Here is a 14554-nt window from a genome sequence, read left to right as displayed (position 1 = left end):
AGGTTTTGACCAAAGGGAGCGGGGGACGAATGAGAAAAGAAAACAGCGATTTCAAGACCGGTTTCGTTACCGAAGCGGGGACCTTTGTGCAGAACAGGGACTACTTTGCCTTTGTCGAGCTTGAAGATATGGCTTGCTGGGTGCTGGCGGACGGTCTTGATTCGGACAGCGAGGTAAACAGTGCGGAAATGGTTGTCCGCAGTATTTTGTCCCGCTTTTTGAATAAGCCCGCTTTGTCGGCCGCCCGGCTTAAACGCTCCATGCAGGAAGCCAGCGAATGGCTGAATGAGGAAAGCCGCCGGGTCCGCCTTAAGGCGAGCGTGCTGATCGTCGTGACGGACTACACAAGAATCGTGTGGGCCGTTGCGGGCAACGCGCGATTGTATGTGATCCGGGGAGGCAGGCTCGTAGAACGGAGCCGCGACCAGAGTCTGGCCCAATCCTGGGCGGATGAAGAACGTATTCCGCTCGAAGCCGTGGACCGGCATGAAGAAAGACATAACCTGCTGAATTATGCAGGCAAACCGGATGTGTTTGAGCCGTACGTCTCTCCGAAAATGATGCTGGAAGACGGGGATGTGCTCTTGATGAGCACTCCGGGAATGTGGGAAAACGTCGCATCCGCCGAGATGGTGGACGCCGTTGAGGAAGCGAAAGGACCGGCGGAGCTTACGGATCTGTTGGAAGAGGTTCTTCTGAGCAGGCAGAAGCGGATGGTTCCGAACTATACGGCGGCGGCTGTTTATGCCAATAAAGTCTACAAAGAAGTGAAGGGGAAAAAGCGGAAGTGGGCCAAACGGATCGCGCTGATTCTCATTCCCCTGCTGTTGGTCGGAGGCGGAGCCTACGTATACGCGGCCAAAGAAGCCGCACGTAAAGCGGAAGCGGCCCAGGGCATGCTGGAGCACGGAAAGAGCGGGGACGACTATGCGGCTGAGGGGGATTATGCCAAGGCGCTCAAGGAATACAGCGAAGCGCGCAGCGATTCCCAGAAGATCAAAGATAAGGTGCACACCGTTCTTTTTACCAAAAAACAGCGTGCCGCCCAGTATATCGTGGACGGGGACACCTTCCTCAAGGAAGGGGAATACGATAAAGCCTCAGCGAGTTTTACTAAAGCCCAGTCCGAGATCAAAAATCAGGCCGATTTTAATCCTCAGCATCTGGAAGAGCGCGTAGGGCGTGTCCAGGCTTATTCGGCTGTAATGAATACGGTCAAAGAAGGGGATCAGAAGTTTGCCGCTCTCGATTACATAGGCGCTCTTGAGATTTACCAGAAAGCGAAGCAGGCATCCGCGGAAGCTTCGTTCCCGGACGGGGACAAGCTCATTAAGGGAAAGCTGGATGAGACTCAGGAAAAGATCGCCGGCCTCGAGAAAGAGACGAAGCTTCTTGAAGCGGACAAGCTGGACAAAAAAGGGGACCGCAGCATGGCCGCCCAGGACTACGCCGGGGCGATCACGGCTTTTGCTTCGGCCCAAGAGATTTATCAGGAAATCAAGATGCTGGAACGGGTGCTCGGTATGGAGAGGAAGATTACCAAAGCCGAGGAAAAGCAAAATCCTGTCCCGGCGGCACCGCCCGCAGCTCCTGCGGGTCAAGGGGGACAAGCTCTTCCGGGTCAAGGATCGGGGGATCTTCCATCCGGACCGAATCAGCCGGCTCAGCCGCAGACACCACCCTCCGCAGGAGGACAAGGAACCGTTCAATCTTCTCCTTCTTCGTCGGCGGGAGCATCCGGGTCGCCGACCGGCGGAGAAGGGCAGTCTCGGCCCGCTAAGGGCGAAGGAGGGAATCCCCCCGCATGAAGGATATTATTTTGGACCGGCTGAACAAAATGGAGGATTTGGAGCAGCGCCGTATGCTCAAGCAGTTAATGACGGGGATTTTTCTCAATCTGGTGGACTATCAGGAGCAAATGAACCGGCAGCTGGAAAAGCGGGTTTTTGACGAGATTGAAGATTGGGAAGGCCGGTTTGATATTTATGCCAGCTTATGTTCGCGGGATGAATGGGACCCTCTCCATGAATTTTTGTATCCCATGTGCCCGGAGGATGTGGAGACTGCTTTGATTGATATGCTTCACGTCATCGAAGGGCTGAGGGACGGCAGAGAAGAGCGGCTGATCTCTCTGTTCCTGGAATGTGATTCCGTGCGGATCCGGGAACTGACGAAGAGCGGCAGGCTGTTCGACGGACATCTCAAGACGCTTTCAGGAACTTATCCGATTAAAGTAGCGCTTCGGCCTTGCGAGAAGTACATCAAAGAGATCGAGAATCTGTATCAGATCTTCCTGAAAAATGGCATTCCATGGCGGACCATCAACCATCCGTTTGCCTATAAATTTATCGACGTCGTCCTGACGGAATGCGCCGAATTACCCGGTGAAGATGAGACCGTTACGGAAATTTCAGTGGATCTGGAAGAGTTCGAAGCTTACAAGCGGACGGACCGGATTCCGCTTTGGAATATGGAACGGCTTGAGATCAAGAACAGCGGGTTTCCGGTTCCCGCTTCAGACAAAGTTAATTTCGAACATGTTCTGTCACTGAGGAAAACGGGGATGGAGCACGGATATCTGGTGGATGGGCACACGGACGATATCCGGTACATCAAACGATCCGGGGAAGAGCTGACGATCGTTTCGCCGCAAGAGAAAGCCGGAGTCTGGAACGTGCTGAAGGTTGTACAACCGGTTGATATCCAGATCGGGAGACTTCAATACGCACTTGTCTCAAACCGCTGCGCCAGCAGTTTTGTCGGCAAGTATGCACGAAAGCAGGCCGTGATTGTGCGCTCCAAAGGGGAAGTGGCGAGGATTGTGCATTCCCTTGAAGCTTCCGAATATTTGACGTTGGAGGATACCCGGATCGTGGACAAAGCCGATTCAACGGCAGTTACGTACGAAATGAACCCTTTCATCAGTGACCAGGTCCGGGCGTCAAGCGGCAAGGCGGCGCTGCGTCTGAGCTTTCGGCCCGGCCGGTCGTTCGGAGGGGATGAGTTTATAAGAAACGACTTTATGAGCTTTGTCGTGTCGGAGGTTCAAATGTACCTGCCCGAATACACATGCGAAGGGGTATGGGTTTGAATTACATATGGGATCTGTTGATCCGGGCTGAGCAGTGCGGTCTGGACAAGAAAGACATTCAATTTTCCGCCGCTTCCGTGTATTCCCCGTATATGGAGCTGAGCCTGGAACATATGAACGCAAGTCATGTCGAGAAACAGGTCGAAATTAATCCGTTCTACCGTTTTGACGAGATGTTCCGGGGGATGCTCGATATTAATTACACGGAGTACCCGGAATTCAGACGTGCCTTGTTCGATATTCTCATTCATTTTCTGGGCGAAATCGATCTGCTCCAAGGAATGAACAAAAGGGAATTTTACATTCGGTTTGTCCGCCGTGACATAGAAGCCGGGATTTTCGGAGACAAGGTGCGCCGGAACTTTCAGAGGTGCGGCAAGGAGGAGCAGGATATTGTGGCGGCAAGTGTCCTGCAGACGGTTCAGACCGGGGATGCGCTCTTTACATTGAAGCGGACCGCCCGACTTTTGTTCCCCGGGTCCACTATTTATGCAAATTGCGAAGAGAAGAATGAGCTTCTTTTCTATATCAACCAGGAGGAGAATGAATCCGGCCGGGCCAAAATCAGCTTGCTGCTGGATCTGCTGCTCCCCGTCCGTTTTCACACGGAGCTGTATTGGAACCGGCATTTCGGCATATTGGGCGTAGAAGAGACCATGCGGCTGGACCGCATTGCGATGTATTGACCAGCCGTGAAGGAGGACAACGATGAACGGATACTCATATAGGCTGTATCAACATCCGGAGGATAGAATAGCCGATCCGGGCGCCGTGCGCTACAGCCGTGAGGAGCTGACGGAAATGACGACGTACCAGCTCCGGGCCATTTGCAGCAAAGAGAAATTGATTGAAGGGTTCGCCAATACGCTGGACCGTGAAGGCTTCATCGCCACTATCCTCAAATACAGGGGGACGGAAGAATGCCTGTTGATCGGAAGCCCGGTTCCGGGCGGCGAAGAACGGCTGCAGACGGCGATCCGGCGCTATTTGCGTACGCCTTTAGGGGAGAGGGGCACCAAAGTCCCGGCCAGAATCACGCTCTACGAGGGACTTCGTCTCGATGAACGGGACGGCTGCAGGCTGGAGGGGGCCGCCTCTTTCTCGGGAACGAACGCCCTCCTTGTAAATGAGCAGATGGAGCTGTGCGGCATACTGAATGTGGTCCAAAGTGTATCGAAGCCAGGTACATTCTGTCTGACGAGGAACCGGGACGCCTATCTGAAGCGCTCGGCCAACCGCAACTACAGCTTGCTCTTCTTCAGCCGGCACGACTCCGATTATTTGTACCGGATCTACCACCAGAACAAGCCCCTGCCCCCGGTTAATCTGCATTACTGCCGCCTGCCGGCAGCCGATCTGGAAATCCGGGAGCCGGAGCTGACGGAAGCCGTATTGGCCATCGATTTCGGCACCTCCAATACGACGGCGGGGGCTTATCTCGACGGTGCGTACGTTCAAACGCCATGCAGCCAGGACCTCCTGAACGGAACGGTCCGGCTCGATGCGATTAACTACGCGGCGTTCCCCGATCCGGCCGCCCCGGACGGTCAATGGATCGAGCTTCTGCCGACGGTCGTCCGCGTGGCGGATTGTTCCGATCCTTTGAATCCCCGGTACCAGTTCGGACACGAAGCCCTTCTATACCGGAAGAAACTCGGATCCGGCACGCAGGCGACCGTATTTCACGGGATCAAACGGTGGGTGAACGATTACGCGAGATCCGAGGAAGTAAGCGATGCGAACGGCAACAGCACGCATGTGCGCAGAAGCGATATTATCCGCGCCTATCTCGCTTATATTATCGAGACTGCCGAGCATCAGTTCAAATGCCGCTTCCGGAATCTGCATATGTCCAGCCCGGTCAAGCTCAAAGCCCAGTTCCTGGACATGTATACGGATATTATGCCGGAATACCGTCTGGAAACGGAAGATTCGCTGGATGAAGGGATGGCTGTCCTTTACAACACGATCGCGGACGGCTTCCAGCAGAACCGCTTTGAAGACGGAGAAACCTACAAAGCTCTCGTTATCGATTGCGGCGGAGGCACGACGGACCTGTCCTCCTGCCGGTTCCGTATCGAGGACGGCCATATGTCTTACAAGCTTGACGTCCAGACTACGTATGAGAACGGCGACACCAACTTCGGGGGCAATAACCTGACTTACCGCATCATGCAGTACATGAAAATCGTGTTCGCCGAATATTACAGCTGCGGCGAAACAGTGACGGACATCGACAGTCTTATCGGGATTCCGAGCGGAGATGTTTTCCGGCATGTCGACGAGGTTGGGGTGGCGTCGGTATACGAACGGCTGGAAGAACGGTACAGGGAAGCGGAACTGCTGCTTCCTACCCGTTTCCGGGAGTATGGCAGCCATACCCGGGAGGATTACAACCGGGTTCGTAACAATTCTCATTTCCTGTGGGAAATGGCGGAGAACATGAAGACGGAGTTTTTCCGCAAAACCGGCATCTTGAGGAACCGGTTTCACTCCGGCAGCGGAGATGTCCGCGAGCATGACCTCAAAATCACAGGAGTGGACCGGTGGTATTTGTCCGTGCGTGAGCAGGGGAGGTTCAAGGACCGGTATGAATTCCCGGATGTGGTGTTCACCATTCAGGAAGTTAATCATTTGATTAAAGCGGACATTTATGAAATTGTGCGCAAGTTTCTGGAAGATTTCTACCAGAGCGGCGAGCTGCAGACTTATTCCATCATCAAGCTGACGGGCCAGTCCTGCCGGATCGATGTCTTCCGGGAAGCGCTGAAAGAATTTGTGCCTGGCAGAACCATTCAATTTACGCAAAAGGCAGGCGAAACCGATCGAGTGCCGGATTTGAAGCTGGCTTGTCTGAGAGGCGCTATCCGTTATCTGGGAGACAAGAAGGCCGGAATCATCCAGACTCATGTGACGCATCAGGCCGCCGTTATCCCTTACGCGGTCACGGCTTATACGCACAGCCGCAGCGAAAAGGTGCTGATCAGCACGCTGGACCGCGTCAATACCGCGCAAGGCTCGATTTCGAGACCTTGGGGAGCCGCCGAGATCGAGTTCTGCCTCAAAGATATGAACGGGAAGCTCCGGCAGAAATACAGCTACCCGAGCCGGCCCGACAGCTTCCAACCCGTGCTCTATGAAGACATCGCGGAGACTTACGGCCGCAACATTCCTCAGGACGAGACCGATTCCATCGTCAATGAAGAAGTGAAATTTTTCGTCTTCGGAGGGGGCCAAAATTGGGGGTTCCACGTAGTGCCGGTAGCGCGCCGCCAGGAACAGCTGTATTTGGGCGCCAAACGTTTTTTTGCCTTTGAAAATGATCTGTCGGAAATTGATTTCTTCGACGGCCTGAAGTAAGAAGCGCGGACGAAAGGGGGGTGTTCATGTTTACCCGTACCTATCCGAATTTCGCCAAAGGGCGGATTTTGAAAACGGAAATGCTTGAAAATTTGAGGGATTACCCTCACGAGCTGACGGATTTGTTTTTCAGGGATTATTCAGACGGTATCGTAGCCGGGGCCGAAATCCGGGTTGGCGAAGACAGTCTGTGCATCGGACCCGGAATGGTTAAGCACGGAGGGCTCATCTACACGCTGACTCGTGAAATTGAGCTTCCCTACGCGGCCACGGGGCGGGAGACCGTATTGAAAATCCGGTTCCATCCTGCCGAAACCGAGGGCGATTTTACCGTCTGCCGGGCCGAGCCCTTGCTGGACGAGTACGTATCAGGCTCCTCCGGGGAACTCGAGCTGGCGCGGTTCAAGTTGAAGGAAGGAGCGAGGCTGCGCTCGGACTACCGCAATTTCGCGGACTTGGCGACCGAGTACAACACGCTTAACCGGCTTCATGCACAATATGCGGGCTTCCGGCAGAATACACTTCACCCGGAAATTATGCGGCATTTTGCGGCAGAAATGTTGAAAAGCCGGGCTTCCGGCACCCAGGATTTTGCCTTCGCCATGCAGTGCCTGAGTATGCAGCCCGTTGACCGGGAGGCGATTCTTCATTACTTGGCGGTACGGATGGGCAGGGAATACAAGCCTTATACCAATGAACAGATCCACACCCATTTGTCCCGGATTCTGGAGGAAGCGGGGAGCGGGGGCCGCCCGGTGCCCGGAGGAAGATTCGGGGCGCCTCAACGGATGATCGTGGATTAATCCAGAAAGAAGAAAGGGCGGGAAGTGCCGTGGCGTTTTCGGACGAGAAGATTATTGCGATGCTGAACAAGATGGAAGAATCCCAAAAAACAAACACCATTGGCGAAGGGCCTGTGCGGATCGGACAACGTTATTACGAGTTTGAGCAGCAGGCTTTTTACGATGACAAGCTTCTGGTATTTATCCCGAAAGAATTCACGGACATGCCCGAAGCATTAAGTGCTATCAAATACCCTCATTCCCAGCGGCCGGAAACGATCAAAACCAATGAGGACGGCAGCATCAATATTACGCTTAACCGGATCGATCAAGACCTGGAGGAGGGATGGGTCGAGGAATTGACTCAGGGGATGAAAACGATCCTTAAAAAAGTGAATCCCTCCAACGTGTTTTTTACGGAAGGCATCGAGGAAGTCCATGGAAAACAGGTCGGCTATTTCGAGTTCAAAAGTCCGGCGCTGGATGCTTTTCTCTATAATCTGATGTTTTTTCTGGAGCTGGGAGGCAAGACCCTCATGGGAACTTTCAGCTGCAAATACGACGAGTATGAGGCCTGGAGGGACGTGGCTTTTCAAATCGTGCGCGCCATCCGGGTCGTTCAAGTGGAGGAAGGGGCGGAGCCAGCATGAGCCAAACGGTGTTTTCATTTGCCGACATTTCCGTTGCGCCGTACAAATTCGAGAAGATTATGGACCTCCGTCTGGACAAAACAGTCAATGAGCATGCCAAGCTGACGATCAGCGGGATCGTTCCGGAAGAGATGCTGGACCGGTACGTGGAGCAGGCCGATGAGAATGAACAGGTTGCCGTTTCGGTGCGTGACGGAGAGCGTGCGACGGTCATTTTCCAAGGAATCGTAACCAATATGGCCGTAAAGGCTGTGCACAATGTCCGCACTCTAACCATCGAAGCCCAGAGTTCGACACTACTGATGGACATCCGGAAAGCTACCCGTTCTTTTCAAAATAAGCAGCAGACCTATCGCGGGTTGTTAGAGCGCATCGCGGGTCCATATCCGAACTCGGACGTTGTCGTGGAGGCTTCCGGAGGAACAAGCATTGGCGGACTGGTCGTCCAATACAAGGAAACGGACTGGGAATTCGCCAGGAGATTGGCTTCCCGTCTGCATCTGCCTCTGATTCCGCTCTGTTCGCAGAAGGGCATGAAATGCTATGTCGGCGTTCCTGACCTGGGAGAGCCTCATAAACTCGACGCCTACAACTACAGCATCCGCAAAAATTTGAAGGACTTCAAGCGGAAGTCGGAGAACGGCGTCTCCGGCATCGACGAACAGAACAGCATCAGTTATGAGGTCAGCAGCAGCATGATTTTGGAGCTGGGCAGTCCGGTTACGTTTCAGCGGAGGAAGCTGTACGTATACCGGGCCAGCACGCGGATGGAAGGTGGCACGCTGACCAGCCGGTATGAATTAAGAGACAAGCAGGGCTTCAGCTGCCCGACCTTGTATGCCTATAAGCTGGCCGGCACCTCACTGTTCGGGTCTATCAAGGACGTATCCAAAGACAAGGTGAAGGTCAAGCTTCATATCGACGGGAAATCATCTTCCGATGAAGCCTTGTGGTTCCCGTACTCGACGGTCTATTCGTCTCCCGACGGCAGTGGCTGGTACTGCATGCCCGAGGTCGGGGACGAGGTCCGTTTGTATTTCCCGGACGAGCAGGAGAAGAACGCCTATGCCGCCAGTTCCGTGGATACCGATTCCTCCGATCCCCAGAAGCGCAGCGATCCCTCCGTTAAGAGCATCAGCACCAAATACGGCAAGCAAATTGTATTCAAGCCCGGCTCCGTTGAGATTATCGGCAGCGGCAGCCTCTTGATGCGTCTTACCGACGACGGCGGAATCGAGATCAACAGCCACAAAAAAATATCCATATCGGCGATGGAAGACATCGAAATTACCGGAGGCGGCAAGGTGCTCATTCAAGGGGAAGAAGGCATTGACCTGAAGCAGGCAGATGCAAGCCTGAGCATCATGGATGAAGTCAAAATCAGCGGCGCCAAGGTCAACATCGAATGAGCAGACGGATGGATAAAGAGGCGGCGATGGAGGACTTCCTGGAGAAGCACATATTCGGCAAGTGGCAGGAAGATCTGATGACGGTTGATGCCGTCTATCAAGAACACCGGCAGCGGATAGAAGAGGAGTTTCTTGCCGCTTTCGAGGCGGTTTGCGGACAAGCGGCCGAACTCCAAGCCAAAGGGTGTAAGGGAAATATCCGGTACATCTACTTTTCCCTTATGCGGACAAGTGTAATGGAGAACAGCCCTTGTTACCGGATTGAGGCTTACGATGAGAACTGGTTGACGGATACGGCGGATTGCCGGTCGGAGTGGAGGGCGGAATTTATATTCACCCCGTTATTCCGGCGCATGGAAGCGCTGGAGGAGACGAAGAAATCTTATGCAAGGCGTATCACTTCCGCAGATTTGGACCGTATCAAGCAGATCGAAGCCGTGAAATATCATCTGCTGACCGTGGAATTTATGAGGAATATGGTGCCGCAGCTTCTTGCTTGCAAGAACTATCAACAGATGAACAAGGTTCCGGAAATCGCCTTACTGGCCGGGGAATACCGGGATGAGTGCCAGCTTCTGCACGGTTCGCTGGAATCGCAAAGCGGCGCAAGCGGGGAGGCTCTAAGCGGATGATGGATTACTTTGTGCTGAAGCAGGACGAGCGCTGCACGGACGCGCCGGTTCTTCTTGATGTGAGAAGCCGGATCGATCTCCGGGATATTCGTCCGGATAGAGCACACCGGATTGCCGACACGGTTGTAATGCAGGTAAAGTCAACCCTGGAAACGGAGTACCCGGATGTGCTGGACGGGCAGCTGTATCTGATCTCCGACCGGCTGAAACGAATCGCGGCCGCCTATGAGCCGGATCTGCCGGTCAAGCTCATTCCCCTGATGGACAGGGTTCAGCGGAAGCAGAGCAATTACTATCTGCCTCTTTTTGAAGAGGCGGAGGTATTGAGCCCCTCCAGCGAGCTCAACCGGGACGGAACCGTGATCAAGAAGCTGGTCCTTCAGAGAAGCAAGCTGGCGGGACGCAAAATTTTCAAGATCAAAGAAAGCGCCAAGCCGTTGATCATCATCCGTCTGGATGTCGCCGAAAGCCTGCTGCGACGAGATTTCGCCGGAATCCGGCTGGAACGCGCGGCGGTTGAAGAAGATACGGGAAACTTGGGATAGCCGAAAATTATTCATAGAAAGCGAGATTATTTGGGACCATGTACATCTCAATTGTAAGAAAAATGACAGAAAAAATGCTTAATCCCATGTTTGGACCCGCAAAAAGAAACTCCGCAGGAGACCTGAAACTGGTCCGATTGGGAACGTTTCGCTGGCTGGTGAGCCTTGGTTTCTTATGTGCGGTAAGTGCTCTGCTTCTGATGCCGTCTATGGAGATGGATGTGGAAGAAAGCGGGCAGTTCATAGCGATTATCGGGGCGTGTGCGTTCATTCTCGGATTCCTCGCTATTTTCCTGCTGTTGTCTAAAACGATCGTGACCGATCATGAAGTACGTTCTCATAGCTGGTTCGCAAGTAAAACGATCTCCTTTTCGGATATTGAGAAAGTCGGCTACTCCCGCTTTTTCGGCGGCCGGTTTATTTTGCAGGGGACGCGTCAAGCCGTCAAGGTTCCCCTAATGAGCGTGGGATCCGCGGAATTTGTGGATAAGCTGAGCGAGAAGCTCGGTAGGGAACGGGCCGGGGCGGCTGTAGACGCCTTAGCTAAGCAAAAACAACAGATAGAACGGTTATAAATCATGTTGACCGAGGAGGCGGCACGTCATGACAGGACCCCGGTATGTAGTCAGGGGAGCGTACATTCAATGCCAGTGCGGAACCCATAAAAGGCACATCAATCTGCCTAACAGCCACGGCTCTTACGTGAACGAGAAACCTATGATGAACGAAGAGGATTTTAGGCCGGATAATATTTCCCATTTCGGTATTTGCACAAGTCCGCTGAATCAAAGCGGGGAAACGATTTTTTTGATCAGCGAGAGCGGACAAACCATTTCCGGGAAACCGTGTCTGCCGTCCATATTGGCCAAATGGACCCATTCCAAAGAAACTACAAAGGTGGCCGGCAAGCCGGCATTAACGACAGACTCCGAGCTGCACTGTGAGCTAGAGGGTGTCATTAAATTCTTAAGCGACGGACAGCATGACAATTAATCCGATCGGAGGCTGACGGAGTATGATAGGTTACGACCAGATCAGGGTAACATCTCCCTACCGGATGAAGCGGATTGATCATGTGGAGATTACCTGGAAGCCGGGCGAGCACGGACGGATGAAACTGCGCGGCATCGTGGATGATGCGGATCATGTCGGCGCGGTACTCGAAGCTTCCTTGAAGGATGAAATACAAGTAGTTGAAAGCGGCGAAGATGGGGATGAGCCTATCTTCAAAGGTTTAATCACGGACGTTCAGGTCGTGTTTACCCAGGGGGTATACACCCTTGAAATCGAGGCGATGGCCGGCAGCTATCTGCTGGATGTCCGCAGGAAACGGCGTTCTTTTCAGCAGGCAGATATGGATTATCCCGCTCTGATTGCCGCCATCCTGTCGGATTATCCCGGCCACGATGTCATTTGCGAAGCTGGCGCAGGCGTGCCTATCGGCGCTCCGGTTATCCAGTACGATGAAACGGACTGGGAGCTGCTCAAGCGGCTGGCGAGCCGTTTTCACACGGTGCTCATCAGCGATATTTGGAGCGTTCAGCCCAAATTCAGTTTCGGCATCCCAAAGCTCAAGAGCCGTACGCTGCCTTCCGATACGTCCTACAAAGCCTTTAAGGATTTGCTGGCGTATCAGAAAGCGGGCGGCAGCGGAGCGGGGCTGCACGATACGGATTTCTTCGGCTATGAGTTCGAAAGCGGCAGCCGCTATGCCATTGGGGAAGAGCTCCGATTCAAGGACAAGCCGATGCGGGTCAGTGAAGCAGCCGGCCGGATGGAAGCGGGACAGCTGAAATACACGTACCGCCTTTCACGTCTGGAGGGCATGTACCAGCCGAGCCTCCATAACGACAAGCTGACCGGTATCTCGCTGGAGGGCAAGGTGCTCGACGTAAAAGGGGAGCTCGTCAAGCTTCACCTGACGATCGACAAGGAGCAGCCGAAAGCCTCGGCGCATTGGTTCGCTTTTGCGCCGCCGACAGGCAATGCCATGTACTGCATGCCGAAGGCCGGCACCGATGCGAGCCTATATTTGCCCGACGACAGCTGCGGCAACGCGAAGGTGATCGACTGCGTGCGCAAGAACGGAGACAGCTGCGCCAAGACGGGCAATCCGAGCAACCGGTATTTCGGCACGGAGCACGGAAGCGAAGTCGAGCTGACGCCGACGGCGGTCAACGTGGCAGGCGGCAGCAAAGAGCCGCTGAAGCTGAGCTTTGACGATGCGAGCGGCGTCACCATTACGAGCCACAAGAAGCTGACGCTGAATGCCGGAGAGGACATCTCGCTGTATACGCCCAAACGGATCGTGATCAAGGCGACGAGCCAGTTGATGGCGAAGAAGCTGGCGGCGCAGAGCGGATTTGCGATTGAAGGCGAGTACCACTTCCTCAGCGAGAACGTACTTGCGGAGGGAAGGGACCAGACTTCGTACCCGCCGTACAACGATGAGCCGCAGAAGGGGACGCCGCCACCTCCGCCCGAACCGCCGCCGGAGAAGAAGTTCAGTTGGGGGAAGCTGCTTGGAAATGTTGTCGGCGCCCTAGCCATTGTAGCGGTCGTAGCTGTTGTTGCGGCCGTAACGGTAGCGACATTGGGGGCAGGTACCGTTGTCATTGCCGCCGTGGCTGCCGGAGCGGCAGCCGCCGGAACAGCGGCAGTGGCGGCTAAGGCCATCTCGGATATCTCGCGCGGAGAAGTCAGTGACTTTGGAGATTATGCGGCGGATGCTTTCCGAGAATCCGTTATCGGAGCCGTATCCGGAGCCGTATTCGGACCATTGGGCGCAGGCGCCCCGATACTGGGCAAGATGGTTGTAGGGGGCGTCTCAGGCGCCGCCGAAAGTATCGTCAGTCAACTTACCGACGGCGATTCGGGATTCAGTTGGGGACAAGTGCTGTTCACTGCAGGGGTCGGTTTTGGAACGGCAGGTCTGCTGGATGCCAAGATAGCCCAGAAGACGATAGGTGAATATATCTCACAGGGAGCCACTAAAATAGCTCCTAAGTGGATAGCGGACGGATTTGGCAAAATAGGAGAAGGTTTTGGAAAATTTGTAGGGAATTTAAATGATTGGGGTACGAGTTTGGGCAAGGGCTACATGAAGGAAACCCAGCAATTTGCTCAAAGTATAGCGGGTTCTGTAACCGGAACACTGAATAAATCCGTCAACAGATTAACCAAAGACATTGCCGATTTAGGCCAAATGGGCAAAGAACTGGGTCGGAAAATTCAGAATAGCGTCCAGATGCCAAGGTTCGGTTACGAATTTGCTTTTGATGGCCCACCGTTGCCTGCCAATCAAATAGGCAATCATTTAGGGAAATCCGTTACAAACAGTGCGAACGTCTTACAAAGTTCTTCTAAGGCTGTGACCCGTACGGTTGGCGGCGGGGGAACTGGGGGGACGGGTAAAGGTGGAAGTGAAGGACTACCTCTAGATAGGAAAAAGTATTATCGGCAAAAAATTGATGAAGCGAACGCACGAGGAGATCAGAAAGCAGCCGATGATGCTCGGTATGAGCGTTATTGTGAAGAGAAGCTAGACAAGGGTGAAAAGCCGGTTTCTCGTAAAAAGTGGGATGAATTAACTGAACAATTAAGAAAGAATAGAGCAAATGGAATAGAACAGGAGATTACAGGTAGAAATGCACTCGAAGAGCAATTAGGTAGAGAATTGAAAGATAATAATACTGGTGAAGTTCTTACTTTCGAATCAAGTGAAGGACATCTTACTCGTCCAGATAGTATTGCACGAAACGAAAAAGGTGAAATTGATCTTATCCATGACCATAAACACAAATCCAGTTCCGAAGATCAAGTTGTTTATAATGATAGTCAAATGCGGGCTGAACGAGAAATGCTTGAGGCGGGCAATGGTAAGCATATTGTGACTATTTCAAGTGATAACCCTAATTTAGATGCAATTCCTCCTAGACCGAGACCTAGTGCGCCATTGGGAAAAGAGAGCACGGTTTATTATGTCGATCCTGAAAGTGGTAAGATTACTCGCATTTGGAAAGTGGATGAAAGCATTCAAGGTGGGGGTTACTGGGTAGATCCCTGATTCATGTGATTGATTTCTT

The 14554-nt window shown here is 53.4% G+C and carries 12 protein-coding genes; all 12 read left to right on the top strand.

Annotated features, from left to right (window positions below; all coding sequences use genetic code 11):
• The first annotated feature begins 29 nt into the window (after nt 1-29).
• The 12 genes from AC58P5_RS24250 (at nt 30) to AC58P5_RS24195 (ending at nt 14535) form a co-directional block, all read left to right on the top strand.
• Nucleotides 30-1808, top strand: coding sequence for a serine/threonine protein phosphatase (locus tag AC58P5_RS24250; RefSeq protein WP_497391193.1), 1779 nt, complete (start codon nt 30-32; stop codon nt 1806-1808).
• Nucleotides 1805-3091, top strand: a complete 1287-nt coding sequence (locus tag AC58P5_RS24245; protein ID WP_497391191.1) for a normocyte-binding protein — start codon at nt 1805-1807, stop codon at nt 3089-3091. Before AC58P5_RS24250 ends, AC58P5_RS24245 begins: the two co-directional genes overlap by 4 nt.
• The gene (locus AC58P5_RS24240) at nt 3082-3777 is read left to right on the top strand and encodes an iron-dependent peroxidase (protein WP_497391189.1); all 696 of its coding nucleotides are present in this window, start codon (nt 3082-3084) and stop codon (nt 3775-3777) included. The genes AC58P5_RS24245 and AC58P5_RS24240 overlap by 10 nt, the downstream gene beginning before the upstream one ends.
• Nucleotides 3778-3799: 22 nt before the next feature.
• Nucleotides 3800-6451 carry an Hsp70 family protein gene (locus tag AC58P5_RS24235; RefSeq protein WP_497391187.1) on the top strand — a complete coding sequence of 884 codons (2652 nt, stop codon included), beginning with the start codon at nt 3800-3802 and terminating at the stop codon, nt 6449-6451.
• 26 nt (nt 6452-6477) lie between these two features.
• Nucleotides 6478-7254 carry a DNA and RNA helicase gene (locus AC58P5_RS24230; protein ID WP_497391185.1) on the top strand — a complete coding sequence of 259 codons (777 nt, stop codon included), beginning with the start codon at nt 6478-6480 and terminating at the stop codon, nt 7252-7254.
• 29 nt (nt 7255-7283) lie between these two features.
• Entirely contained in the window at nt 7284-7883 is a 600-nt protein-coding gene (locus tag AC58P5_RS24225) for a hypothetical protein (RefSeq protein ID WP_497391183.1), read from the top strand.
• Nucleotides 7880-9292 (top strand): contractile injection system protein, VgrG/Pvc8 family, encoded by a 1413-nt coding sequence (locus AC58P5_RS24220; RefSeq protein ID WP_497391181.1) that lies wholly within the window; start codon nt 7880-7882, stop codon nt 9290-9292. Before AC58P5_RS24225 ends, AC58P5_RS24220 begins: the two co-directional genes overlap by 4 nt.
• Nucleotides 9289-9924, top strand: a complete 636-nt coding sequence (locus AC58P5_RS24215) for a hypothetical protein (RefSeq protein WP_497391179.1) — start codon at nt 9289-9291, stop codon at nt 9922-9924. Before AC58P5_RS24220 ends, AC58P5_RS24215 begins: the two co-directional genes overlap by 4 nt.
• Complete coding sequence (locus AC58P5_RS24210) at nt 9921-10469, top strand: hypothetical protein (RefSeq protein WP_497391177.1); 549 nt, start codon at nt 9921-9923, stop codon at nt 10467-10469. Before AC58P5_RS24215 ends, AC58P5_RS24210 begins: the two co-directional genes overlap by 4 nt.
• 86 nt (nt 10470-10555) lie before the next feature.
• Entirely contained in the window at nt 10556-11044 is a 489-nt protein-coding gene (locus tag AC58P5_RS24205) for a hypothetical protein (RefSeq protein ID WP_497391175.1), read from the top strand.
• Nucleotides 11045-11072: 28 nt separating this feature from the next.
• Entirely contained in the window at nt 11073-11462 is a 390-nt protein-coding gene (locus AC58P5_RS24200; protein ID WP_497391173.1) for a DUF4280 domain-containing protein, read from the top strand.
• Between the two features lie 22 nt (nt 11463-11484).
• Nucleotides 11485-14535: an HNH endonuclease gene (locus AC58P5_RS24195; protein ID WP_497391171.1), complete on the top strand. Its 3051-nt coding sequence runs from the start codon at nt 11485-11487 to the stop codon at nt 14533-14535.
• The last annotated feature ends 19 nt before the right edge of the window (nt 14536-14554 follow it).

The sequence above is a fragment of the Paenibacillus sp. JT31N7 genome, assembly GCF_059692095.1.
The sequence above is the reverse complement of the archived record's forward strand: the minus strand, read 5'-3'. Positions and strand labels throughout refer to the sequence as shown.